Here is a 25419-nt window from a genome sequence, read left to right on the forward strand (position 1 = left end):
TTGTGGAAAACTACCAGCGCCGGCTGAGCGAGAAGGCGGCGAAATCGTCGGCTGCATCATAATCGTCAATGCCGATCCGGGCATTACGTTCGCGGCGGACATAGGCGAAGGAGAGATCATTGTCGCCGAGCCGCAGGGCCACGCCGGCCTGCGCATCCCCGACAACCGCATAGGGTTCGAACGTCATCGCCCCCTGCATGTTGAATCCCTCGCGCGGATCATAGAGCAGGGCATGACGCTCCGCTCCGGCGAAGAAATACCAGGATGGCCGGACGCCGGCATCCTGCAGATAGCGGCCAATGCGGACTTCAGCCCCGGCTCCGGCGCCCGAACCGTCCGGTCCGAAACTCAGACCCGCGCGCGGCTCGAATGACAGGTCAAGCCCGTCCGCACCGCCCGGCGAATCAAAACGGGTGACATAATCGACCGCAACCGATGACCGGGTTTCCCGGACCGGCCGCACAATGGCCGAATCAACATCCGATTCGGCATCAAACAGTCGATTGGCCCGGGACGGCAGCGCCGGGTCAAACACCCGGACCTCGATCCGTGACGCGTCATCCAGTTGACTGACCGATGCGGAATAGCCGGAAAAGGCAGTCAGCGCGCCGATGTTGAGACCGGTTTCGCTCAGCACGCCGGAAGCCACAACCGCGGCATTATCGGCATCGGGAAACGGGTTTTCCGCCGCCTCATTCATGAAGGGCGTCCGGATGGCGAGATCGACATCGAAAATCGCCGGAGCGCGTCCGTCATCCTGCGCCATGGCCGCAGCGGTGGTTCCGAGAACCGCCAGCAGGGCTATTGCAGAAATTCCGTCAATGCGCGTCACAGACTGTCTCCGGTATATTCACGTCATGCCAGACTAGCACGGCTTCGGCCACCATATACAGAAATACGCGTTAAAACCGGCTTTCCTTCTGGTCGTGGTAAAGGATTTTTTGAAAGCGTGACTCGAAACCCACATGCTGCGGCGCAACAATTTCACTCACGCCCACGTGATTTGATTTCCCTGACCGGCGTGCAATGAGCGCCGCAGGAGAAGCTGATATGATCTCAAGCTTTATGTTATTGGCCTTGTTCGCAACCGTGCAAACGGACGGCGCTGCCATCCGCGATCATGCGCCTGCCCTTTCACCCGATGGACGGTCCATCGCGTATTATTCCTACCGCAACGGATTGCCCGATATTTATGTGTTTGACCGCCAGACAGGCGAGATTCGCCAGCTGACAGACACACCGGAGCTCTGGGAAATCGAGCCTTTCTGGTCAACGGATGGCACGCAACTGGCGTTTCCGGCCGGAATCAGCATGCGGCGGCTGGCGTTCCGGATGGCGGACATCGCGACCGGCACAACCCATTCCGTACCCTTCGGGTTGCGCGTCACCGGCCCGGCAAGCCTGTCGGCAGACGGGCAGGCTTTCTTTTTCTTTGAGCGCCATGTCGACGGCGATCGTCTCTGGCGCGCAGATATCAATGGCGTGGGGCACCTTGTTTCCAACCGGCTGCCGGAAGGGCGCAATTCCATCCCGCAAGCGACTCCGGACGGGCAATCCCTGGTGTTTCTCAACACCGCGCCCGATGCAGACGCCGCCGACATCTACGCACTGGATCTGGCGACCGGTGCGATCCGGCAGATTTCCGAAACGCCTTGGGATGAAGGCTATCTCGGCATCACGCCGGATTCCTTGCGGGTCACATTTTCCGCTGAAATCGAAGGCGGCACGCGCGATCTCTACAGCTTGCCGCTGGACGAACACGCCGTCGCGCGCCATCGGCCCGCCCCGCTCCTGTCGTTTGAGGGCAATACCCGCTTCTTTTCCAGCATCGGTCCCGATGGCACGATTGCGTATGATGAAGTCGCCGACGACGGCGGGGCGCGCATCTGGATCCTGGACCCCGATGCGCTACGCCCGCAAATGTTGCCGCTGGACAGCTACGCGCACTACTGACAGGCGAGGCATTCCTCGTAATCGGTCTTGGCCGCCTCGATCATCGACGTTTCGGCGTCCGTCTTGTCGGCCGATCCGGCATAGGAGGCCCGCTGGATCGATTTCGACCGGCAGTAATAGAGCGACTTCACGCCCTTCTCCCACGCCGTCCAGTGCAGCATGTGCAGGTCCCATTTGTCGACATCACCGGGCAGGAAAATATTGAGGGATTGCGACTGGCAGACATAGGGGGTCCGGTCCGCCGCATGCTCGATCACCCAGCGCTGGTCAATCTCGAAAGCGGTCTTGAACAGGTCTTTCTCGTTCTGGTCCAGGCAATCGAGATGCTGGACCGAGCCTTCATGCTCCAGGATCGAGATCCAGACCTCTTCGGTATCCATGCCTTTTGCCTGCAGGACTTTCGTCAATTGCGGGTTTTTCACCGAGAAGGATCCCGACAGCGTCTTGTGGACATAGAAATTGGCCGGGATCGGCTCGATGCCCGCGGACGTACCGCCGCAAATGATCGAAATCGACGCGGTCGGTGCAATCGCCAGCTTGTGCGAGAAGCGCGCCTTCACGCCGGCTTCCTCGGCATCCGGACAGGCCCCGCGCTCCTCCGCCAGCCGCACCGACGCCTTGTCGGCTTCCTGGCGGATATGCCGGAACATTTTCAGATTCCACGACTTGGCCATCGGTGATTCAAACGGCGCATTCATGGCTTGCAGGAAGGAGTGGAACCCCATCAGGCCCAGACCCACAGAGCGCTCGCGTTGGGCGGAATAGACCGCCCGCGCCATCTCGTCCGGCGCGCGCTCGATGAAGTCTTCCAGAACATTGTCGAGGAAGCGGAATATGTCCTCGATGAAGCGCGGATCATCTTTCCACTCGAGGAATTTCTCGGCATTGAGCGAGGACAGGCAGCACACCGCCGTGCGGTCGCGGCCATGCTTGTCGACACCGGTCGGCAGCATGATTTCCGCGCACAGATTGGACTGGCGGACTTTCAGCCCCTGCTTTTTCTGATGCGCCGGCAGCGCTTCATTCACGGTATCGGAGAAGATGATATAGGGCTCGCCGGTCTGCAGCCGCAGATCAAGGATTTTCTGCCAGATCTTGCGGGCGGATACCGAACGGACCACCTCACCCGTGCGCGGGGATTTGAGCTCGTACTCGTCATCCCTGCGGACGGCATCCATGAAGGCATCGGTGACATTGAGGCCGTGGTGCAGGTTCAGGCTCTTGCGGTTGAAATCACCGGACGGTTTGCGGATTTCGAGGAATTCCTCGATTTCCGGGTGGTGAACATCAAGATAGACGGCGGCCGAACCGCGGCGCAGCGAGCCCTGGGAAATGGCCAGGGTCAGCGAATCCATCACCCGGATAAAGGGAATGATGCCGGAGGTCTGTCCATTCTGGCCGATTTTCTCGCCGATCGAGCGGACTTCGCCCCAATAGGTGCCGATACCGCCGCCATTCGATGCCAGCCAGACATTCTCGTTCCAGGTGTTGACGATGTCATTCAGGGAATCGCCAACCGTGTTCAGGAAGCAGGAGATCGGCAGGCCCCGGGTGGCGCCGCCATTCGACAGGACCGGCGTCGCCGGCATGAACCACAGATTCGAGATGTAGTCATAAAGACGCTGGGCATGGTCGGTGTCGTCGGCATAGGCTTTCGCCACACGCGCGAACATGTCCTGATAGGATTCCCCTGGCAGGAGATAACGGTCCACCAGCGTCTTCTTGCCGAAATCGGTCAGCAAGGCGTCGCGCGACGGGTCGATCTCGACCTGCTTGACCAGTTTCAGATCCGGTTTCTGGGCGCGGGGCTTGCCCGGGCGCAATGTCTCTTCCGGGTTGGTTTCCATCGGATTCTTGGCCAATGCTGCAGCGTCATAAGGCGTCATTTTTAACTCGTCTCCCCCCGGAAATCAGAGCGCAGCTTGCCGGTCGCGCGGAACGCGCGCGTTCGCGCCGCTGCTCTGAAAATCCCATGATGGTGTGTCCGCTGTCTCAGCCGACCCAACATATAGTGCTCAAGACAGCCGCCATGGTCAACACGGATAATGGTCCGAAAACGGATTTTTTGGTTAACGAACCGCTAATGCCCTGTGCTCACTGACAAACTCCGGTAATGCTTTTTACAGTAGGGTTTTTTGACCCCCTGAAACGTCAAAGACTTAGCAATTCCGGATCGCCGCCCTGTGCCGAAATGTTAACGGTGACCGTCCGCTCTGTGGCAAAACGCGGCACATAATTCGGCCCGCCCGCCTTCGGCCCGGTGCCGGACAGCCCCTCTCCGCCAAACGGCTGCACGCCCACAATCGCACCGGTGATATTCCGGTTCACATAGACATTGCCCGCCGGCACCGCCGCCATGATCTCCTCGTGGAAGCGCGACAGGCGCGAATGAATGCCCAGCGTCAGCCCGTAGCCTTTTGCCGCCAGCTCGGCCGCCAGCCGGCCGACATCCTTGCGCTTGTAGCGGACGATATGGAGAATCGGTCCGAAGATTTCCCTCTCCATCAGGTCCAGCGATGGCAGCTCGATCATGGCCGGCGCGAAGAAATGCCCGTCCGCCGCCAGCGGGCCGGGATTGGCCTGCTTCAGCACTTTCGCATTCACCCGCATGCGGGTCATGTGCTGGTCGAGCACGCCCTTGGCCTCCTCGTCGATCACCGGTCCGACATCGGTGAAGGCATCCGCCGGATCGCCCAGCGCCAGCACATCCATGGCTCCCATCAGCCCTTCGATGAAGGAATCCGCCGTGTCTTCCGGCAGGAAAAGAATGCGCAGGGCCGAACAGCGCTGGCCCGCAGAGCCGAAGGCCGACACGATGACATCGTCGATGACCTGTTCCTTCAGGGCCGAGGTATCGACAAACATGCCGTTCAGCCCGCCGGTCTCGGCGATGAAGGGCACGATCGGCCCGTCCTTTTCCGACAGCGACTTGTTGATGATGCGGGCGACTTCCGTCGAACCGGTAAAACACACTCCGCCCGTGCGCGGATCATTGACCAGCGCGGCGCCGGCGCGGCCATCGCCGGTAATCAGATGCAGCACATCTTTCGGCAGGCCGGCCTTCTGGAACAGCTTGACCGCTTCACACGCAATCAGCGGCGTCTGTTCCGCCGGCTTGGCGACCACGGCATTCCCGGCCGCCAGCGCTGCGGCCAGCTGTCCGGTAAAAATCGCCAGCGGGAAATTCCACGGGCTGATACAGACAAAAACACCGCGGCCGCGCAATTCGAGATGATTGGTCTCGCCCGCCGGTCCCGGCAGGCGGACCGGGCCGGCAAAGCGCGTCTCGGCCTCGTTCGCGTAATAGCGGCAGAAATCCACCGCTTCGCGCACTTCGGCCACACCATCGGCCAGCGTCTTGCCGCCCTCGCGGGTCATGATCGCGATCAGACGGTCGGTATCCGCCTCCAGCGCATCGCCCATGGCGCGCAGGATTTCAGCGCGCCGGGGACCGCCGAGCTTGTCCCAGCCGGGTTGGGCCTCCTGCGCCGACTCGAAAGCCGTCTCGATCAGCTCGTCATCGGCATTGCTGATGATCGAAACCAGCTCGTGCTGGTTGATCGGGCTGGCATGTTTGAACGGGTCGGTCTTGTACATCTTGCCATTGACGATGGGCCCGGCGGGCAGCGGCAATTTTTCGTCCAGCTCTGCCTGGACTTTCGCCAGCCGTTTGCGGACAGCCGCCTGGCTCAGATCCACACCGGCGGAATTGGCGCGGTGTTCGCCATAAAGCCGGGGCGGCGTGGGAATGAAGGGATGCCGGTCGATAATGTCGGCCCCGTCAAACGGACCGCTGGCCACGTCCTCGGCCGGCACATCCTTGTCGAGGAAGGAGTGCACGAAGGAGGTATTGGCCCCGTTCTCGAGCAGCCGCCGCACCAGATAGGGCAGCAGGTCTTCATGACTGCCCACCGGCGCATAGATGCGCACCGGATTGCCGCCATACGCATCCTCGGCCGCCTTGTAGAGCGGCTCGCCCATGCCGTGCAGGCGCTGGAATTCATAACGTTCGACGCCGGCTTTCTGCGCCAGCAGGCGCACCGCGCACAGGGTAAAGGCATTATGCGTGGCAAACTGGGCATAGATCGCGTCCGGCGCGGTCAGCATCAGTTTCGCGCAGGCCAGATAATTGAGGTCGGTGGCCGGCTTGGTCGACCAGACCGGGAAATCCGGCCAGCCCATCTGCTGCGCAAACTTGATCTCGGTATCCCAATAGGCGCCCTTCACCAGACGCACGAGGAAACGCCGCCCGGTTTCGCGGCCCAGCGCGATCACCGTCTCGATGACCGCTTCGCAGCGCTTCTGATAGGCCTGGATGGCGAGGCCCAGCCCGTCCCATCCGGCCAGCGAGGGTTCGCGCGCCAGGCGTTCCAAAATCTTCAGCGAGATGATCAGCCGGTCGGTTTCCTCGGCATCAAGGCAGAGCCCGATATTGACGGATTTCGCCGCTTCGGCCTGCTCCAGAACCAGCGGATAGAGCTCTTCGAAGACCGATTTTTCCTTCACCGCATGATAGCGCGGATGCAACGCCGAGAGCTTGACGGAGACACCGTCCACCAGCTCGATCGGACCCTCGCCGCGATTCTTGCCGACCGCCGCAATGGCTTCCAGATAGCGGGAATGATAGCGCGCCGCATCGTCATGCGTGCGGGCGCCCTCGCCCAGCATGTCGAAGGAGTGCAGGCGGCCTTCCGTCCGGTGGCCGCGCTTGATCGCGGCATTAATCGTGCGGCCCAGCACGAATTGCTCGCCCAGGATTTTCATCGCCTGCATCGTCGCCGCGCGGATCACCGGTTCGCCCAGGCGCTGGGTCAGGCGCTTCATATAGACGCCGGGATTCTTCTTGGCCTCGCGGTCCACCCCGACCACCGAGCCGGTCAGCATCAGCCCCAGGGTCGAGGCATTGACCAGCCAGTGTTCCGACTTGCCGACATGCCCGCCCCACTCGCCGGAACTGATCCGCTCGGCGATCAGCTTGTCCACCGTCTCGGCATCCGGCACCCGCAAAAGCGCTTCGGCCAGGCACATCAGCGCCAGGCCTTCCTTGTTGGACAGGCCGAATTCCTGGAGGAAGGATTCCATCAGCCCGGCAACCTTGGTCGAGGCGCGGGCGCGCTCCACCAGATCAACGGCCTGTTTGCGGGCTTCCGCACGATCAGCCTCGTCAAAGCCGATCTTGCCGGCCAGCGCGCGCGCCGCTTCTGATTCGTCAGCAAATTTGAGCGCGTCGATCCGGTCCCAGTCGAGACGGATGGGGGCGGTATCAGGCATGGCAAATCTCCGCAGCGGCCAGACCACAATCCCGATCCATTCACCATGCAAGCGGCCTGCTGGCAAGAGGCTGAAACGCCTCTTCGCCATGTGCGTATTATGGTTTATGGAGATCGGTATGAGCGAAGATCTGAACGAAATTGAGCCGGACGAGGAGATCGAGGCCGGCTTCGAGGACAAGCCCAAGCGCATCATGCTGGTCACCGACGCATGGGAGCCGCAGGTCAATGGCGTTGTCCGCACCCTCACCCGCACCACAGAGGAGTGCCGGGCCATGGGCCATGAGGTGGAAGTCATCCATCCCGGCCTCGGCTACAAGACCTGGCCCCTGCCGACCTATCCGGAAATCCAGCTGGCGCTCGGCGCCCGCAAGGATATCGAGGAGCGCTTCAAGGCGTTCGAGCCGGAAGCCATTCACATCTCCACCGAAGGCACGCTGGGCATGGCCGCGCGCGCGGTCTGCCTGAAATGGAAGCTGCCCTTCACCACGAGCTACCACACCAAATTCCCCGAATATGTGCATGCCCGCTTTCCCTTCATTCCGCTGTCGGCGGGCTATGCTTTCATGCGCTGGTTCCATAATGCCGGGGGCCGGCTGATGGTCGCCACGCCCTCCATGCGCGATGATCTGGCGGCGCGCGGTTTCAAGAACATCACGCCCTGGGCGCGCGGCGTGGATACCGTGCTCTTCAATCCTGATAAACGCGGGATTGATGGCGGCGTCTATCAGGAGCTGGAAGGGCCCATCTGGGTCTATGTCGGCCGCGTTTCGGTCGAGAAGAATATCGAGGCCTTCCTCGATTGCGAACTGCCCGGCACCAAGGTCGTCATCGGCCCCGGCCCGCAGCTCGACCAGTTGCGCAAGGAATACCCGGACATCCAGTTCCTCGGACCCAGATATGGCGACGAGCTCGCCCGCTATTTTGCCGACGCTGACGTCTTCGTCTTCCCCAGCCTGACCGACACATTCGGCCTGGTGATCCTGGAATCCATGGCCTGCGGCACGCCGGTCGCCGCTTTCCCGGCCCCGGGCCCGAAAGACCTCATCCCCGGAACAGGGGCGGGCGCCGTCTCGGAAGATTTGCAGGAAGCCTGTCTGGAAGCGCTGAAGATGAAGCGCGAACGCTGCCGCGAATATGCGGAAACCTTCTCCTGGAAAGCCTGTGCCGAAGAATTCGTGAAAAACCTCAAACCCCAGCCCAAGCCGGAGGGCCGGCGCTTCTGGCGCCGCCTGCGCCGTCTCGGCCGCCGGGAACAGAAACCGCTTTTCTAGGGGCCGGACCGGAGAAACCCTCCGCTTCCGGAGACCCTCCGGTCAAGCCGGAGGGTCACAATGGATTTTGTAAGATAAGAGCGCTTTCCCCTCCCCCTGGTGGGGAGGGGCAGGGGTGGGGGGGTAATTACCGGCATGGCATTTGCCATCATCACCCCACCCTGACGGCTGCGCCGTCTTCCCTCCCCATCAAGGGGAGGGGAAGGAGGAAGATCAGCACAAGTCCCTGAAAGCGTCCTAATGCCCTTCCGGCGCTTCCGTCATCGTCTCCAGCGCATTGACGCGCTCGACCAATTCCATGCGCCGGGCTTCCGGCAGCGGGATCAGGCCGCGATTGGTCAGATAGCCGAATTCTCCCCAGGCTTCGTCCGAGGCAAATTCCTGCAGATACTCCTGGATGCCCGGCACCACGCCGACATGCTGGACCTTGGCATAGACAAACATGGAGCGCGAAATCGGGTATTCGCCGCTTGCGATGGCATCGAATTCCGGTGCCACGCCATCAACGCGCGCCGCCTGGATGCGGTCGCCATTCTGCGCCAGGAAGGAATAGCCGAACACGCCATAGGCGGTCGGTGTGTTCACCAGCGTCTGGACGATGGCATTGTCATTCTCGCCGCTGTCAATCCAGGCACCGTCTTCGCGGATCCGCGCTGCCGCCTCATCGGAAATCTCGCAACCGGTCTCGGCGGTCACGTCCTCGGCCCCGGCTTCCATGCCCAGTTCCACGAACGCATCGCGCGTGCCGGAAGTCGGCGGCGGTCCGAAGACTTCAATCCGCAGATCCGGCAGCGACGCATCAATGTCCGACCAGCTGACATAGGGGTTGTCGATCATGGTGCAGTCATCCGCCGGCACTTGCGCAGCCAGGGCGCGCCATATCTGGCTCCGGGAAATATCGAGCTGCGGGCCGGTCGACACATTGGCGATGACAATGCCGTCAAAACCGATCGGCAATTCGACGATATCGCGGACCCCATTGGTCTGGCACAACGCATATTCGCTGGGCGTCATCCGCCGCGACGCGCCGGTCAGGTCCGGGCGGTCAACACCGACGCCCGAGCAGAAAAGCTGCATACCACCGCCCGTGCCCGTCGATTCGACAACCGGAGTCGGAAAATCGGTGCGCGCGCCGAAGCTTTCCGCAACCGCCGTGGTGAACGGAAACACGGTCGAGGACCCGACAATGCGCACCACATTGCGCGAGCCGGATCCGGCCCCGCCGCTGGAAGCCGGGGCGGATGCCGTGCCGGATGAGCCGGTGCCGGCATCCGAGCAGGCCGCCAGGGCCAGAAGGCCCGAGCCGATGACGCTGGTAAGAAGGAGTTTTTTCATGGTGTGAATTCCCGTTTTCTGTTTGGGACCGGATTTTTGCGATGTTTAGACTGTCTGCCGTGTGGCGGTGTGTGAATTTTTTATGGCCAGGTCAGCTGGAAGCGCATCTGGAAGCCCTGGAAGTCGCCTTCACCGAAGCGGGCCGGGCCTTCAACATCCGCCAGGATGACATTGGCCATGACGCGGACATTGCGTTCCACCTGCCAGTTCAGGCCGGCTGTATAGGCGGTCTGGCGACCGGCGCTGTCGGTATCGAGCTGGTCGATTCGCCCCACGATTTCCCACGCCCCCCAACCGCCATTGCTCAGCGATTGCGCCGGGGTCACGCCGCGCATGACACCATCGGAGGCGCGGTAGACGCGGCTCTCACCGGTCAGCATCCAGCCCCCTGACACCCCCCAGGCCGTGGCATCGGCCGCGCCCTCGGCATCTTCGGTGGCGAGCTCGGCCAGCACGTGAAACGGGCCGTTGATGTAAAGCGCTTCAACGCCGATCAGGGTCGAGTTCTCCGCCGTCGTGCGCTGGTCGACATAGCGATCCGCGAGGCTTGCCCCGGGACGGGCACGGAACCGGATGCTCTGCGGCTCGCCGGCATCGCGATGATACTGGCGTGCATGCACGCCCAGGTGCAGGACGCGGCCGGTTTCATTGATCGGCGCGAATGTGGCACGCCCGGCAATGACCGTGGAGTCCGAAATATCGAAATCGGCCGTGCTGTCACCGATTGATCCGCCGAACACGCCGGCGGCGACGGAGTAGTTTTCGCCCGAATGATCGACCAGAATTCCGATGCGCCGGTCATAGCGGAACGCCTGCGCCGGCTGCGCGCGTTCCATGAAGGTATTGACGGTCGAGGAGGTGATATACTCGATCGAGTTCGGGGTTTTCTGGTTGCCGAAAGTGATGCGGAAATTCTCACCGCTCCAGCGCAGGCGGACATCCTTGAACGACACCTTGTCGCCGCCGAAGTCCAGTTCCGCGACAAAGCTGAAATCATCCCATCCGCCCTGCAATCCCATGCGGGCCGCGCGAAGTGTGGAATCCTCCGCGCTGTTCTGGCGGGCCGCGAAATCTTCCTCGAAGCTCGCGACATCCACAAAAATGCGGCCGCGCGCTTCAATGGTGAAAGCTTCCTGCGCCACGGCAGGGCCGGCCGATGCCAGAAGCGCGAGAAGCGCGAGAAGCGAAACAAGACGGAACATGGAGCAATCCTTCAAGGCTGCGTCGCCCTTCCATGACACTTCGGTATCAGAACGACGACAAATTCGCCGCCGCTCTATGAAGGTTTGACTGCATATTTTTGACGGATGCGCGAAGCTTTTGTGACAACGCCAGAGGCCGGACCGGCCTCTTGCCGGCCCGCTCTCCGGGCATCCAAAATCACGAAACCCTACATCAGGCGCTTGCGCAGAACCTGTGACAGCATGTCGACCAGCGTCACGGCAATGATGATGATGCCGATGATGACCGCCGTCTTGCCGTATTCGAAGGACCGGATGTTCTCGATCAGAACCTGTCCGATACCGCCAGCCCCGATCAGGCCGAGAATCGTCGCCGAGCGCGTATTCGATTCGAACCGGTAGAGCGCATAGGACGCCCACAGCGGGATGACTTGCGGCACCACCGCCCAGGTGACCTCGTTCATCGGACCGGCACCGGTGGCGCGAACCCCCTCGACCGGGCCTTCATCAATGGATTCCACGGCCTCGGAGAACAGCTTGCCCAGGACGCCGGCCGTGTGGAAGGCAAGGGCCAGAACACCGGCAAACGGGCCGAGTCCCACAGCGGCAACAAACACCGCCGCGACCACCAGTTCATTGATCGCCCGCAGCCCGTCCATGACGATCCGCACCGGACGCCGGATCCAGAAGGGTGCGATATTCGACGCCCCCAGAAGGCCGAGCGGAATGGCCAGAACGACGGCGAAGAAGGTGCCCCACAGCGCGATCTGGATGGTGACCAGGATCTGCTCCATATAGGTCTGCCATTCGGTGAAGTCCGGCCGCGCAAAACCCGCCAGATATTCGCCCATGCGGTCCGCATTGGCACCGAGCAGCGGGAATTTGAACACTTCCGCCGGCCAGAAGCTCCAGATCAGCAAGCCGAAGAAGCCGCCCCAGATCACCGCATCAATCAGCCGGTCGGTGAACAGCCGCGCCGGCGCGTGCCGGGGCGGGCGGCTGACAAACAGCACAAGGCCGAAAACAAGGAGGCCCACCAGCAGGCCGATAAAGGCGCGGCGCAGGGTGGGGTCGGCTTCTGCGTCCCGGTTGCCCATGAGCTGGACCGATTGCGGCGGCGGCACGCCCTGGTCCTGCAGGAATGTGCTGACCAGATCGCTGACCGCATCCTGGTTCTGGCCCGGATTGGCCAGCATGCTGGCGCGGGCGGATTCAATCGCCAGCGAGACTTCCTGCGTCGCAATGGCCCGCTCCTGGAGCGCGACCTCTGCCAGCTCGGTCTCGATCTCCGCCAGCCGGTCGCCAAGCGCCGTCAGCTCTTCCTCGCGGAGCACGTCATTCATATCCGTATCGGCCTGAAGTCTCGCGATCGACGCCAGCGTGCTGGCACGCCGGTCGATCAGTTCGAGCCGCTGGATCGGCAGGAAATGGTCATTTGTGGCTGGCAGGAAGCCGCCCATTTCCAGCTCGCGCAGCACCGCCTGTTCGCGGGCCCGCTGCTCGGCATCCCCGCGCCAGCCATAGGTCAGGAAGAATTCCTGGATGCGGGCGCGCGCTTCGGCGGGAAGGTCGGTGCGCCACATGATCGGATCGGTCTGGATCAGGGGCGAGCGCCAGATGATCCGGATGTTTTCCAGCACTTCCGGACGGGTCCGCGACAGGCGCTCGATATTCGTCGTATTATTGGTGGCCGCATCCAGCTGTTCATTCGCCACCGTCAGCAGGTTGGATTCATGGCTGGCGCGGGTGACCTGGTTGAAGCAGTCCTGCGGATCGATTCCACGCGGCGAAAAGACATAGGCGTTGGGAACCAGCGTGCCGGATGTCGACAAGGGATCGCCGAAGCCGAAATCGATGCTGCCATCGCACACCAGCAGATCATCCAGAGTCTGCAGGGGGCTGTTGGCGGGCACGATGATGATGGAACGATAGCCGAGCTGTCCGTCCGGATAGATGAATTTGGCAAAGACTTCGGCATTGGCCCGGCGGGCCGCTTCAAGGCCGGACCGGTTGGTCAGCCAGGCAATATGCACCTGATTGGCGCGCATCGCCTCGACCACGCCGGTATAATCCCCGGCCGAGCGCAATTCGATATCATAGCCCGTATCCCGGGTCATATCCTCGACAAACGGTTCCCACAGGGCCAGCACGTTTTCCGACTGCTCGGTCGCCACAACGCCGAACACAATCCGGTTTCCCTCGTCCTGTGCAGAAGCGGCCGCAGCCAGGCCAAGAACGGCCAGGCCGGCGAGAAGGCGGGCCAGACACCGGATCATCATGCCAGCTCTCCTTCTTCATCCATGACGCCGATATATTCATCGCCATAGATCTCGATCAGCCGTTCACGGGTCAGCCCGTTTGTCGGACCGTCATAAATGATTTCGCCGGCTTTCAGTGCCACAGCGCGGCGGCAATATTTCAGTGCATAATCAACCTGGTGGAGCGTCACCACCACGGTGATGCCGTCTTCCGCGTTCAATTCGGACAGGAGCCGCATGACATTGCGGGCCGAGACCGGGTCAAGCGAGGCAATGGGTTCATCGGCGAAAATCGCCTTCGCGCCCTGGACCATGGCGCGCGCAATGGCGCCGCGCTGCTGCTGGCCACCGGACAGATTGGCGGCGCGATTACCGGCATATTCGACAATGCCGACGCGTTCGAGCGAATCCATCGCCTTCTTGCGGTCGGCCGGAGAAAAGCGTCCCAGCACACCTTTCCATTGCGGCATGCGGCCCAGCGCACCCAGCAGCACATTGGAATAGAGGCTGATGCGCTTGACCAGATTGAATTGCTGGAAAATGAAACCGACCTGGGCGCGGGCCCGGCGGACGCCGCGTGACAGCTTGCCCGCCTCCTGCACCCGGTCACCGAACAGGCGCGTGACCCCGGACGAGGAATCCGCGATCTGCAGGCCGGCCCCGACGCGCAGTAGCGTCGATTTGCCCGAGCCGGACGGCCCGATCAGGGCGACCATTTCGCCTTTTTCAACGGTCAGCGAGACACCTTTCAGCGCCTGAGTCGTCCCGAAGGTCACACTGATATTTTCGGCCAGAAGTGCCGGTGCCGAGTCAGACATGAAGGCAAAGCCCCTGTTTGCGATCCATTTTCCCTTGCCGGTCTTGCGTGACAGTTTTGTGAAATCCCCTCACCTGTCAGCAGCTTCCCGGCAACTTATCAGCCCCATTAGCGGAGAAACCTCTTCGGCACCACCCGGCAGAGTCCGCCGCAATAGTGCGCGGCCGATCACCGCCTCGCCCTCACGCGCAGCCGTGATCTCGCCCTCGATCGAAATGACCTCACCCGATGGCAGCCGGTAGGCCCTCGAAACGCGCTGCCCGGCAGCATAGGGACCGGAGCGCGCGGTCGTGCCCAGTTCCAGGATTTCCCCTGCCCGCCAGAGGCGCGCTTGACCGCGGCTCTCATTCTCGAACAGGCGTAGTGGATTGGGTTCGGCCCGGTCCCAGAAAAACGCGCCGCACTCTCCGGCTGGCAGGTCCTGCGGCGGCAATCCCGGTTCCGCGTCCTGGGCCTTTGCCATGACAGGCAGAACCAGAAGAAAGACGAGCGCCGCGCAGCCTTTTGAAGCCAGCCTGTTCATGCCAATTGCCCTTCGCCGCGATGCCGCCAGACTGGCCCGTCCTGCGTGAAACCGGCGGCAGAGAAGACCGGAGTCAGGGAGGCGTCAATCAGAACCGCCTCCGCCGACCAGCGGTAAAGCCCGGACGGGGTCACAGAAACAGTCAGGCGGAGTTCCATGTCCGCGCTGGCCCCGGACAGGTCGGCAAACAGCACGCCGCCATCACAGGAGAGCGGCCCTTGCAGGAGCGGCGCGTCCACCTCGTAGCGGGAAGCGATGCCGATCAGCGCCGATGTCCGGACCTCGCCCTCGGCTTGCACACAGCCCGCATCGGTCACCGCAAGCGTGCCAATCTCCAGCGATAGCGTATCGTCCGCCCCCACGCCCGGCAGCGGCAGCCCCAGCGCGTGGAAGGTCCCGCTCAGGCGCGTCTCGCGCAGCCCGGCCGATGCCAGGCCGGCATAGGCCACACCTGCGCCGCGCGCCCCGGAATCGGAGACCTGCCAGTCAAACACCGCCTGCCCGGTCAGCAACGCGCCCGGCAGGAGGGCGACGTCCACACGTTCGAACCGTGCCGGCCCCGCCGAAGCGGTATAGAGGCGGCCATTCCACACCGGGCCGAACGCACTGGCGTCACGCCCCAGCGGGCCCCCGGCCAGCCCGTGCACAAGGGCCAGCGGCATCAGCGCAAGGGCAAAGGCCATCAGCAGCAAAGCACCTACCATCAGCATCCATCGCCAGGACATCATCCGCCGCTCCGTTCCAGCACGATCTGTGCCCGCGCCCGGCCATCACCCTCGCGGTCGATATTGGCGCGGATGGCGGTAATGGCATGACGCTGTTCCAGATCGGCCAGCCAGTCCATCAACTGCCCGGCATCGGCATTGCCGGTCCAGACATTCAGACGCCCCGCCTCATCCGGCACCATGCGCGACAGCGGCAAATCCATCGCTGCGGCCCGCTCGGCAACAAGGGTCCGCAAGGGGCGGTCATCGGCAGAGGCCGCCCGGCCCGCCTCGCCCGCAACCGCCTGATAGCGGGCCAGCCCCACGCTCAGCTCGCGATAGCGCTCGACCGAATCGACATAGGCCGCGCGTGATGTATTGCGGAACTCGATCAGCGGCGCGGCCACAAGCGACCACAGCACCAGCGCCGCGATCACCAGCGACAATGCGCCCAGCAGGATCTGCTCGCGCGGGCTGCGCCCGGCCCAGGCCGTACCCAGAAGACTCAAGAAAGACGTCATGGCAGCCTCACCGCAAAATCACCATTCAGCACATCGCCATTCTGGCGCACACCGCCATCCTCCAGCGTCACGCCGATTGAAGCCGCGGCTGCATTCAGCGCCTCGAAATCGGCAAAGTCGGAATAGGTCGCCGACACGTTCAGCACGTTGAGGGAGCGGTCAAAGCGCAGCGTGTCGATCTGCACGGTCTCGACCTGCCGGCCCAGCTCCGCCACGGCCCGCGCCAGCACCAGGAAATCCGATCCGCCCGTGCCTTCCTGCGCCGCCAGCCTCTGCCGCAGCTGGACTTCCGGATTGACGATGCGCGTCTCCGGAAAAGCCGAGGCAAACAACGCCGTCCCGGCATCATCGATGGCGCTGCGCTGCTGGCGGTAGTAAATCCCCTCCCCCGCCATCATCAGACCGGCCACGACAGCCGCCGCCAGGGCCAGAAGTCCGGCCCGGCGGAAGGGGGTGATGAACGCCACCCAGCGCGCCGCGGATGTAGATTTTTCCATGAAGCCCGGCAGTTTCGCCAGCGTCTCCGGGGCCAGCCCGGCGATCTGCACGGCCAGGTCAAACGCTGCAAACCGCCGCGGCCGGGGCAGCGGCACACCGGCAATCTCGGTCCATTCGACATTTTCACTGACCGCCAGCGTGTCCGGATTCGAAGCCGTCAGCAGCACCGGCAGCGTTTCGGCCAGCATATCGGAATCCAGCCGCATAGCGGGCCGGTCATGCCGCGGGCGGCAGAGCAGGAGATCGCCATCCTCGCCGAATATGACGAGATCCTCTGCCGCCTCGAGAACCGCAAAAGCGTCGGGAACAAAATACACGCGGCGCGCCGGAAGCGGCTCGGCCAGCCTGCGCCAGTGATCCACCAGCGGCCTGCGGGCAGCATAGATCCAGCGCATGCCATCCTCCGCCGCCGGGCCCACGGCAAACGCCGTCGCCTCGACCGGGGCGGCCAGCTCGTCCTCGATGACAAAGGGGGCCGCCTGCCGCGCCTCCCGGTCCGACCGCGCCGCCAGGTGAATCCGGGACACGAACAATTCGCTCGATGGCAATACCACGATCAGGCGGTCAAACGCCTCCTCCGGCACGGGCGGCAGGCCCTCGCCGGACCGCTTGCGCCGGCCCGCCTCCACGCGCGCCCAGCGTATCGGGCCGCCGTCCTGCGCCGGAGCGAAGAGAACAAGGTCACGGCTCATGAAAACACTCCGAAGCGCTGGCTGTGCCGGGTCAGGCGGCCTGTGCTGTCCAGTTCGACCGATTCCCGCAGGCGGTAACGCGTTTCCCCCTGCAGGACATCGACATGGATTTCAAAAAAGCGGCTGGTCAGCGTAAAGAGCGGGCGCGCGTCCGGTGCCAGCTCCAGATCAGCCAGCAAGGGCTCCTGCCAGACCGCCTCCAAATCCGCATATCCCGTTGTTGGCCGCCGGGAAATCAGCAGCGCCGCGTCTGACAGGGACAGGCGGTTGTCCAGCGCCGCAGCCAGCAGGGCCGCCTGGTCCGGGCGCAGCGTATTGGGATTGAGCGGTATCTGTTCGGTCACCGGATGCGCACAGACCAGCGGCGCCAGCAGGGTGAAATAGGCCGGATTCATCGCCGGCAGGGCGAGCATTTCCCCGGCCTCGGTGAACAGCGTATTGGCCGCACGATGCGGCACAGGGCGTTGGGCATATTGCATGTCTTCCGCGCCGCGCGCCTCCGGACGTGTGTCGGAATCGATCCAGTCCGTGGCCTGCGCGGCAATCGCCTGCGCCTCACCCGCCGGAATGTTCAGCGCCTGCATCAGGGCGATAAACGCCTCTGCGGCCGCTTCATCACCCGTGTAGCCACTACGCCCGGCCTGCGTCACCAGCGCATTGAGATTGAAGCAATTATTGGCATCGCGCACCTCGCCGGTCAGCGCGCCATTCTCGATCTCGAACCGGCGCGCCCCCTGCGCCCAGGCATCGGTGGGGCGCATGGGCTCGCCCGAGGGCGGCAAGGACCGCAGCAGGGCGCTTTCGGCGAAATCGCGCGCGCCCACCGCATACCAGTAGGCCTGGTCACGGTCCGCGATATGGCCGCTGCGGCCAATGGCAAAGAACAGGGATTGCGACAGGCCGACCGCCACCGTCGACATCACCGCCGTGATCATCAGCGCCGTGATCAGGGCCGTGCCGCGCTTGTCCGACCGGTGCGTCATGACGGAAACTCCGGCGTCAGCAGTATAAATTCCAGATCCGTCTGGTCACGCATCACCGCGCGCAAGCGCACCGCACGCGGGAGGCGCGACGCCTGCCCCTCTGCCGGACCGGACACAAGGCCCGTCACCCAGCTGTTGAGGCTGAGAAAACCGGCCTCGATCTCGTCGATACCGGACAACAGCACAAATTCGCTGGCCGGGGTGTCAAACTGCCGGTCCGGATAGGCCCAGCTGCGGCGGATGAGGCGGTCGTCCAGACGGACATATTCGACATATTGCAGCGAGCCGCGCGGTTGCACAGCGCCCGGATTGGGCCGCCCGGCCCGTGTAAACGCGATCAGCGTTTGCCCGGAACCGGCCGGACTGGTTACGCCCGAACCGGATCCGGCAAACCCCGCCTCGCTGGCGCGGCCATCCATCTGCCGGACCGGGCGATTGACGAGCTGGCCGAAATCCTCGCGCATCAGCAATCGCGCACGGTCGATCATTTCGGCCCGGCCCGCACTCGCCATATTGATCTCGCGCGCGGTCAGCGAGGCATTCAGCATGCCCGTGGCGATGACGCCGATAATCGCGAACATCATCACCGAGACGAGCACCTCGACAAGGCTGAAGCCGGCGCGCGCCACCATCATGACGCCCTCCGGAACGTCACGAGCCGGTGTGAACGTCCGCCGGGCGTCTCGGCAATGTCGAGCTGGACGCGCAGCAGGCCGGCATCCGGCGTCGGCAGGACGCTCAGCGACCAGTCAAAGACCTGACCGGCCATTTCATACCGGCCGCTGGTGGACACCAGTGAATGCCCGGACTGTTCGATCAGTTCCGAATTGAGCACATTCTCGCCCGCCAGTGCCAGCACGCTGCGCGAGGCAATGATTTGAGCCCCCCGCGTCGATTGCTGGGTGGCGGCCATCAGTGCCATGCCGGCAATCGCCAGGATCGACAGGGCGACCAGTATTTCGATGAGGGAAAATCCGGCGCGGGCAGACATCAGCTTGCGCCTCCGGACATCCGCGTGCCACCGAGCCCGCCCGCGGACACCTGCCAGCGCGACTCGCCCGATTGCAGGGTGAAACGGGCCGCATCATTCGCCCCGGTCGGGTCAAACCAGTAATCCGGCACAACAGCCTGACCCTCACGCCCGGAGACCGGTGCAAACGAGGCCAGCAGGGTCACACTGTCCGGCAGGACCCGCGCCGCAAGGGCAGACCGCCGCTCCATCGGCACCCATGTGCCGCCCTCGTAGATCAGGAAATCATAGCCGTGCGCATGCGTGCGCAGGCCGATAAAGCTGCCGCGCGTCACCGCCAGGGTTTCGGCGCGCGCCAGATCCAGTTGCATCTGTTCGGCCGCCACACGCGCAGGATCGTGGGCAGGCCGCATCGTCAGATACACCGCGCCGGTCATCAGACCGGTAATGGCCAGCGCCACGAGCACCTCGACCAGAGAGAGCCCGGCACGGCCTGTATCAGCGCCGGTGATCACTCTTCCCAATTGCCGATATCGGCATCGAGGCCCTCGCCACCGGCCCGGCCATCCGCGCCCAGCGTGAAAATATCGAACTCTCCGTGTTCGCCGGGATGCAGATATTGATAGGGATTGCCCCACGGATCGGCTGGCAGGCGGCGGATAAAACCATTGGCCGGAAAGCGCGCGGCACGGGCCGCATCCGACGGGCCTTCCACCAGCGCTTCCAGCCCGTCATCCGTGGTCGGATAGGCCAGCAATTCGAGGCGATAGAGCTCCACCGCCTGTTCCAGCGTGCTGATATCCGTGCGCGCTTTTTCGACCATTGCCCGGTCCTGGCTGGGCAGCACATTGAGCACCACAACCGTCGCCAGAATGCCCATGATGACAATGACGACCATCAATTCCAGCAGCGAGAAACCGGCCTTGTTCGAGGCTTTTCCAGACGGTGTTTTCATGTCGGCATCTCCTATCCGAGGGCAAGCGTATTGAGGCGCAGGATCGGCAACAGGATCGACAGAATGATCCCCGTGACGATCGCGCCCATGGTGATGATGATGGCAGGCTCCAGAAGGTTCATGGCGGTGGCGGTGCGGCCATCCACATCCTGCTCGAGCTGATGGGCAGCGCGGTCGAACATGTCGCCCAGTGCACCGGAGCGTTCGCCCGCCGCCACCATGTGAACCAGCAGACCCGGAAACCAGTCGCTCTTGCGCAAGGCTTCCGAAAGACCGGTTCCGGTCTCGACATCCGCAACCACCGCCTCGAGGGTTCCGGCGAAGGCGCGATTGCCGGCCGCGCGCCCGGACGCCCGCAAGGCATCGGGCAGCACGGCACCGGATTGAATCAGGATGGCCATGGTCCGGGCAAAGCGCGCCGCTTCCATATCGCGCGTCCATCCGCCGGTCACGGGCAGGCCGCGCAGGAGGCGGTCGCGTTGATGCCGGGCCGGTTCGGACCGCAAGGCGAAAAGCGCCAGCAGGACACACATCGCCAGGCCGGCCAGCAGCACAACGCCATACTCCTGCAGCAAGCCGGACAGGCTGATCATCAGCCGGGTCGGCAGGGGCAGGGAAACACCTGTACCCTCGAACTGCTCGGCAATGCGCGGCACAATGAAGACCAGCAGGGCGGAGACAACCGCAATCGCTGTCACCGCCAGCGCCGCCGGATAGATCAGGGCCGCCTGTATCTTGCGGCGGATGACATCGGCTTTTTCCAGATAGTCGGCGAGCCGGTTGAGCACCCGGCCCAGGCCGCCGGCGCTCTCCCCGGCTGAAACCATGGCGCGATAGACCGCCGGGAAGGAGTGCGGATGATCCCCCAGCGCATCGGCCAGCCTGCCCCCTTCCTGTACCCGCGAGCGGGCGGAGGAGAGCACACGGCGCAGCGCCGGTGTTTCCGCCTGCCGCGACAACAGGCCCAGGGTTTCTTCAACCGGAATACCGGCCTCGATGAGGCTGGCCAGCTGCCGCGTGAACACCATCAGATCGCGCCGGCCCAGATTCCGCGGCCGGGACAGGCTCAGCGACACGCCGGCGGAGCGGACCCGCTTGCCTTCCGCGCGTCCGACTTTCAGCGGTGCAAGATTGCGGCGGCGCAATTCACGGCGGGCGGCGACTTCCGAATCCGCATTCAGATAGCCACGGCTGCGCTTTCCGCCGGTGTCGAGCGCGACATATTCAAACGCCGGCATGACGCTCGCCCTCCTCGCGGCAGACCCGCAGCACTTCTGACAGGCTGGTTTCACCGTTCAGCGCCGCAGAGACTCCATCCTGGAAAAGATGTTTGCGATTGCGGAAAGCATGATCGTAGAGCGCCTTTTCGGACGCATTGTCATGGATCAGCGCGCGCAGGCCCTCATCCACCGTCACCACTTCATACAGACCGACGCGGCCCGAATATCCCAGCCCCTTGCAGGACGGGCAACCCGTGGAGCGATACAGCACGACCGGACCGTTTGCCGTGATCCCCATCGCGCTGCGTTCAGCCGCACTGGCAGAATAGCTCTCCCGGCAATGACCGCAGAGCCGCCGCACCAGGCGCTGGGCGACAATCGCCGACAGGGTGGAGGCCAGAAGGAAGCTCTCAATGCCCATATCGCGCAGGCGCGCCACCGCCGCGACGGCGGAATTCGTGTGCACGGTCGACAGCACCAGATGGCCGGTCAGGCTGGCCTGCACTGCAATGCCGGCGGTTTCCACATCGCGGATCTCGCCGACCATCACCACGTCCGGGTCCTGCCGCAGAATGGCCCGCAACCCGGCAGCGAACGTCATGCCGACCTTGGCATTGACCTGGGTCTGGCCGACCCCGTCGAGCGCATATTCGACCGGGTCCTCGACGGTGAGGATGTTGCGCGAGGAATCATTGAGCAGGTTCAGCGCCGCATATAGCGTCGTCGTCTTTCCCGCCCCGGTCGGACCGGTGACGAGGATAATGCCATTGGGCTGAGCCAGCGCCTGTTTCATCGCCGTCAGATTGGCCGGCCCCATGCCCAATTGATCCAGCGTGAAACGCGCCTGATCCTTGTCCAGAAGACGCAGGACCACCCGCTCGCCAAAGCGCGATGGCAGCGTGGCGACCCGCACATCCACCCCCTTGCCGCCCAGCGTCAGGGACAGGCGGCCATCCTGCGGCACCCGTTTTTCGGCAATATCGAGACGCGACATCACCTTGATCCGCGACACCAGCGGCGAGGCCAGCGCCGGGGCGAGGCTGGCGCGTTCGGACAGGACACCATCAATCCGGTAGCGCACCGAAACGCGGTCTTCATAGGGTTCGACATGAATATCCGACGCGGCGGTGCGGATCGCTTCGGCAATCAGCCCGTTGATCAGCCGGATGATGGGCGCATCGGACGCCGAATCCAGCAGGTCCGCGGTGGGCGGGATTTCATCTATAATGCTCGACAGGCTCTCGCCTTCGGCCTGGTCCCCGAGACTGCCGGCCTCGGCATCGGAAAATGCATAGATGTCCGAGAGCGCGCGTTCGAACTGGGGCCCGTCCACCTCTTCGACCGGCCAGGTCCGCCCGACCGCGCGCCGCGCTTCCAGCAGCGCCAGCCGGTCGCCGCCACGCTTGATCAGGAAGGCAGGCGTCTCCCCGCCACGGAAAAGAATGCCGCGGGATTTGGCAAAGCCATAGGCGAGACGGTCCGGCGCTTCGGTCATTGCGGGCGCGGCGCTCCGGCTGAACCGGTGAGAAGGTCGGCAATCGCGTCGAGATCATTGACGCCCGTGCGTTCATCGCCGCGCGGGCCGCGGATACGGCCATAGCTGCGCCCTGTGACATCGCGCATATCGGCTTCATTGCGGACAATGGTCGGACGGATGAAGACCATCAGATTGCGCTGCACCACCGACTCGCCCTCCGAGCGGAACAGGCGGCCGACACCGGGCAGGCGGCCCAGCCCCGGCACACCGCTGGCCGTGGTCTGCCGGTCCTGTTCGATCAGCCCGCCGAGCACGATGATCTCGCCATTATCCGCCAGAACCGTCGTGGAAATCTCGCGCTGATTGGTGATCAGCTCGTTCGAGGAAGCGCTGACCGTTCCCGCCACGCTGGAGACTTCCTGCCGGATGGCCAGGCGGATCGTATCGCCATCATTGATCTGGGGCCGGACTTCCAGCCGCACGCCGACATCGCGGCGCTCGATGGTGCGGAACGGATTGACATTGTTGGCACCCAGCGCCTCGCCGGTGGTGACCGGGATCTGCTGACCGACGAGAATATAGGCTTCCTCATTGTCCAGCGTCAGCAATTGCGGCGTCGACAGCACATTGGAATTCTGGTCCTGCTCCACCGCATTCAGCACCAGGCCGAACAGATTCCCGCTGGAATCCTGCCCGCCGAACCCGGCGGTGATCCCGGTTGCGCCGAGCAGCGAATTGAGCGCCAGCGACCGCAGCGAGGGCGTGACGCCATCGCCGCTGCCATCATCGATTTCGGCAATCGCGCCGGTCAGCGCCAGAATGTCGGGATTGGCGCGGTTGAAACGGCTCATCACCAGCGGCGCATCGCCGTCCTGGTCGCCGGAGAACAGGAATTGCACGCCCAGCTCCTCGGCCACCGTGTCGGAGATTTCCACGATGATCGCCTCGACCAGCACCTGCGGGCGGCGGATATCGAGCTGACGCACGACCTGTTCGATCTGCCGCTGCGCATCGGCCGGGGCATTGATGATCAGCGAATTGGTCGGCGCGTGGTGGGAGATCGAAATCGGCCCGCCCGTGGCCGCCTCTCCGCCCGGGGCCAGCGACGCCGCCACATCTTCCAGAATCGGCAGGATGGATTCGCCATCCGTATGGCTGAGATAGATCACGCGGTAATCCTGATTGGACTCGCTGACCGCATCGATCTGCCGCGCCAGCCGCATCATCTCGGCGATCTGGCCCTCATCGCCGCGAAACAGCAGCGAATTCGACGAGGCGACCGGAACAATGGTGACGGCCGGGCTGCGTTGGCTCTCGCCGGATTGTGATCCGGGGCGCGAGGCATCGAGGATGCGGGCCATGTCCGCGGCGGAGACATTTTCCAGCGCCAGCATCTCGAACACCGAGCTGTCGCGGTCGAGATTGGCCAGCACCGAGCGGGCGCGCTGCACATTCGAGGCATAATCGACAATCACCACCGCATTGCCGGAATCGATCGCATTGACGATGCCCTGCGCGCTGGTCAGCGGACGCAATATATCCTGCGCCTCGCGCGCACTGGCATGCTGCAGCCGGATCACGCTGGTGACGATCTGGTCGCCGGAGGCCGGCCCGGCCCCGCCCGTGCGCGTGCCGTCCTGCTCGGGCACGATCTGATAGGCCCCGCTGCTGGAACGGATCACCGCATAGCCCTGCACCCGCATGACCGAGAGAAACACTTCGAACACGCCTTCATCGGTCAGCGGCGTCTGTGACGTGATATTGACCACGCCGCGCACATCCGGATCGACGATGAACGTGTATCCGGTGAGGATGGAGACATCGTCGATGAAGGCGCGGATATCCGCATCGACGAAGTTCAGCGTGCTTTCCTGCTGGGCGCGCGTGGCCCCGGGCAGCGCCATCAAAAGCGCCGCGGCGAGGCTCAGAACGCGGAGAGGTTGGGTGATCATCGGGAGACATCCAGAGTGACCCGTTCACCTTCACGGCGCACGGTAAGTTGAAGGGAAGTGGTCTGGCGCAATTGCGGGAACAGCCGGGCGGCCGCCTCGGCATCCTGCGGCAGGGGGCGGCCATTGATTTCCAGAATGATATCGCCGCGCTCCAGACCCAGAGCGGACAGGGCGGGCGCAGTGTCTGCCGCATTGACGCGGAAGCCGATCAGATTGCCGCTTTCGAAATAGGGCTGCAGCGACAGATCCGTGATCAGCGTGTCCGGATAGACCACCGCGCCGGAACTGGGCGGCGTCAGGGCTGTGCGTTCGGCCTCCTCGCGCAGAAACAGTACTTCGCGCACCCCGCCGCGGCGGATCACGATGCGGTCGGCATAGACCGCCGCCAGCACCGCCTCGCCGGTGATCTCCTGCCCCACCGCATAGGTGCGCTGGCCATTGGCACCGGCTTCGACAATCGCCGTGCCGGTCTCGGGATCCGCCCCGGTGCGCACCCCGAAGAGGCGCAGCTGCAGCCTTGTCTCCGGCAGCGTGTCGATATCGGCAAGAACCGCCGGACCGGCGCGGCCGGAAAACAGCCCTTCGAAGGATTGCGGTGTGGCTTGCAGACGGGTGTCGCGGATCGCCGGCCGGTCATCCGGCTCGGCAAAGTCGAACGGCTCGGCATAGGCGCCATAGGCGATGAACCAGAGCGCCTTCGCCAGAAGGAAAGCGAGAACCGCCAGCACCAACAGCTCCACAGCCGTCACCACGGCCCGCATCAGCGGGCGGGTGTTTTCCGGACGGGAGGTGGAAACGGTCAGCATGGTCATCCACGACGGGGGTTGCGATGCCCG

At 63.7% G+C, this 25419-nt stretch carries 22 protein-coding genes; 2 read left to right on the forward strand and 20 right to left on the reverse strand.

Annotated elements, in window-relative coordinates; translation table 11 throughout:
* Positions 1 to 10: 10 nt before the first annotated feature.
* A complete protein-coding gene (locus DBR16_RS10240) occupies positions 11 to 832 on the reverse strand; it encodes a lipid A-modifier LpxR family protein (RefSeq protein ID WP_109261158.1) in 822 nt (273 codons plus the stop codon).
* 218 nt (positions 833 to 1050) lie between these two features.
* Between DBR16_RS10240 and DBR16_RS10245 the strand changes: the two genes are divergently transcribed.
* Entirely contained in the window at positions 1051 to 1953 is a 903-nt protein-coding gene (locus DBR16_RS10245; RefSeq protein ID WP_161539473.1) for a TolB family protein, read from the forward strand.
* Here the strand turns inward: DBR16_RS10245 and DBR16_RS10250 are convergent.
* Positions 1947 to 3800, reverse strand: coding sequence for a ribonucleoside-diphosphate reductase subunit alpha (locus tag DBR16_RS10250; RefSeq protein ID WP_109261835.1), 1854 nt, complete (start codon positions 3798 to 3800; stop codon positions 1947 to 1949). The genes DBR16_RS10245 and DBR16_RS10250 overlap by 7 nt on opposite strands.
* Positions 3801 to 4104: 304 nt before the next feature.
* Positions 4105 to 7224, reverse strand: coding sequence for a bifunctional proline dehydrogenase/L-glutamate gamma-semialdehyde dehydrogenase PutA (gene putA / locus DBR16_RS10255; RefSeq protein ID WP_109261836.1), 3120 nt, complete (start codon positions 7222 to 7224; stop codon positions 4105 to 4107).
* A 193-nt stretch (positions 7225 to 7417) separates the two neighbouring features.
* On the opposite strand from putA, the gene DBR16_RS10260 reads away from it, so the two are divergent.
* On the forward strand, positions 7418 to 8497 hold the full coding sequence (locus tag DBR16_RS10260) for a glycosyltransferase family 4 protein (RefSeq protein WP_407657724.1): 1080 nt from the start codon (positions 7418 to 7420) through the stop codon (positions 8495 to 8497).
* 237 nt (positions 8498 to 8734) lie between these two features.
* Here the strand turns inward: DBR16_RS10260 and DBR16_RS10265 are convergent, their stop codons facing one another.
* The 17 genes from DBR16_RS10265 to DBR16_RS10345 all read right to left on the reverse strand — a co-directional run bounded on the left by DBR16_RS10265 (position 8735) and on the right by DBR16_RS10345 (position 25389).
* Entirely contained in the window at positions 8735 to 9832 is a 1098-nt protein-coding gene (locus tag DBR16_RS10265; RefSeq protein WP_109261160.1) for a substrate-binding domain-containing protein, read from the reverse strand.
* 80 nt (positions 9833 to 9912) lie between these two features.
* Positions 9913 to 11034, reverse strand: a complete 1122-nt coding sequence (locus DBR16_RS10270; protein ID WP_109261161.1) for an OprO/OprP family phosphate-selective porin — start codon at positions 11032 to 11034, stop codon at positions 9913 to 9915.
* Positions 11035 to 11222: 188 nt separating this feature from the next.
* Complete coding sequence (phnE, locus tag DBR16_RS10275; RefSeq protein ID WP_109261162.1) at positions 11223 to 13292, reverse strand: phosphonate ABC transporter, permease protein PhnE; 2070 nt, start codon at positions 13290 to 13292, stop codon at positions 11223 to 11225.
* The gene (phnC, locus tag DBR16_RS10280) at positions 13289 to 14089 is read right to left on the reverse strand and encodes a phosphonate ABC transporter ATP-binding protein (protein WP_109261163.1); all 801 of its coding nucleotides are present in this window, start codon (positions 14087 to 14089) and stop codon (positions 13289 to 13291) included. The genes phnE and phnC overlap by 4 nt, the downstream gene beginning before the upstream one ends.
* 69 nt (positions 14090 to 14158) lie before the next feature.
* Positions 14159 to 14611, reverse strand: coding sequence for a hypothetical protein (locus tag DBR16_RS10285; protein WP_109261164.1), 453 nt, complete (start codon positions 14609 to 14611; stop codon positions 14159 to 14161).
* Positions 14608 to 15339 carry a type II secretion system protein N gene (gene gspN, locus DBR16_RS10290; RefSeq protein ID WP_109261165.1) on the reverse strand — a complete coding sequence of 244 codons (732 nt, stop codon included), beginning with the start codon at positions 15337 to 15339 and terminating at the stop codon, positions 14608 to 14610. Before gspN ends, DBR16_RS10285 begins: the two co-directional genes overlap by 4 nt.
* The gene (gspM, locus tag DBR16_RS10295) at positions 15336 to 15836 is read right to left on the reverse strand and encodes a type II secretion system protein GspM (RefSeq protein ID WP_109261166.1); all 501 of its coding nucleotides are present in this window, start codon (positions 15834 to 15836) and stop codon (positions 15336 to 15338) included. The genes gspN and gspM overlap by 4 nt, the downstream gene beginning before the upstream one ends.
* Positions 15833 to 17026 carry a type II secretion system protein GspL gene (gspL, locus tag DBR16_RS10300; protein ID WP_109261167.1) on the reverse strand — a complete coding sequence of 398 codons (1194 nt, stop codon included), beginning with the start codon at positions 17024 to 17026 and terminating at the stop codon, positions 15833 to 15835. Before gspL ends, gspM begins: the two co-directional genes overlap by 4 nt.
* Positions 17023 to 18009, reverse strand: a complete 987-nt coding sequence (gene gspK / locus DBR16_RS10305) for a type II secretion system minor pseudopilin GspK (RefSeq protein WP_109261168.1) — start codon at positions 18007 to 18009, stop codon at positions 17023 to 17025. The genes gspL and gspK overlap by 4 nt, the downstream gene beginning before the upstream one ends.
* Positions 18006 to 18644: a type II secretion system minor pseudopilin GspJ gene (gene gspJ, locus DBR16_RS10310; RefSeq protein ID WP_109261169.1), complete on the reverse strand. Its 639-nt coding sequence runs from the start codon at positions 18642 to 18644 to the stop codon at positions 18006 to 18008. The genes gspK and gspJ overlap by 4 nt, the downstream gene beginning before the upstream one ends.
* Positions 18641 to 19000, reverse strand: coding sequence for a type II secretion system minor pseudopilin GspI (gene gspI, locus DBR16_RS10315; RefSeq protein ID WP_109261170.1), 360 nt, complete (start codon positions 18998 to 19000; stop codon positions 18641 to 18643). The genes gspJ and gspI overlap by 4 nt, the downstream gene beginning before the upstream one ends.
* Complete coding sequence (locus DBR16_RS10320; protein ID WP_161539474.1) at positions 19000 to 19494, reverse strand: GspH/FimT family pseudopilin; 495 nt, start codon at positions 19492 to 19494, stop codon at positions 19000 to 19002. The genes gspI and DBR16_RS10320 overlap by 1 nt, the downstream gene beginning before the upstream one ends.
* Entirely contained in the window at positions 19491 to 19934 is a 444-nt protein-coding gene (gspG, locus tag DBR16_RS10325; protein ID WP_109261172.1) for a type II secretion system major pseudopilin GspG, read from the reverse strand. Before gspG ends, DBR16_RS10320 begins: the two co-directional genes overlap by 4 nt.
* Positions 19935 to 19945: 11 nt before the next feature.
* The gene (gspF, locus tag DBR16_RS10330; RefSeq protein ID WP_109261173.1) at positions 19946 to 21172 is read right to left on the reverse strand and encodes a type II secretion system inner membrane protein GspF; all 1227 of its coding nucleotides are present in this window, start codon (positions 21170 to 21172) and stop codon (positions 19946 to 19948) included.
* On the reverse strand, positions 21159 to 22649 hold the full coding sequence (gene gspE, locus DBR16_RS10335; RefSeq protein WP_109261174.1) for a type II secretion system ATPase GspE: 1491 nt from the start codon (positions 22647 to 22649) through the stop codon (positions 21159 to 21161). Before gspE ends, gspF begins: the two co-directional genes overlap by 14 nt.
* Positions 22646 to 24583, reverse strand: a complete 1938-nt coding sequence (gene gspD, locus DBR16_RS10340) for a type II secretion system secretin GspD (protein ID WP_233347750.1) — start codon at positions 24581 to 24583, stop codon at positions 22646 to 22648. Before gspD ends, gspE begins: the two co-directional genes overlap by 4 nt.
* Positions 24580 to 25389: a type II secretion system protein N gene (locus tag DBR16_RS10345; protein WP_161539475.1), complete on the reverse strand. Its 810-nt coding sequence runs from the start codon at positions 25387 to 25389 to the stop codon at positions 24580 to 24582. The genes gspD and DBR16_RS10345 overlap by 4 nt, the downstream gene beginning before the upstream one ends.
* Positions 25390 to 25419: the final 30 nt, after the last annotated feature.

It is taken from the genome of Hyphobacterium indicum (assembly GCF_003129605.1).
In the GTDB taxonomy this organism is placed as follows: Bacteria; Pseudomonadota; Alphaproteobacteria; order Caulobacterales; family Maricaulaceae; genus Hyphobacterium; species Hyphobacterium indicum.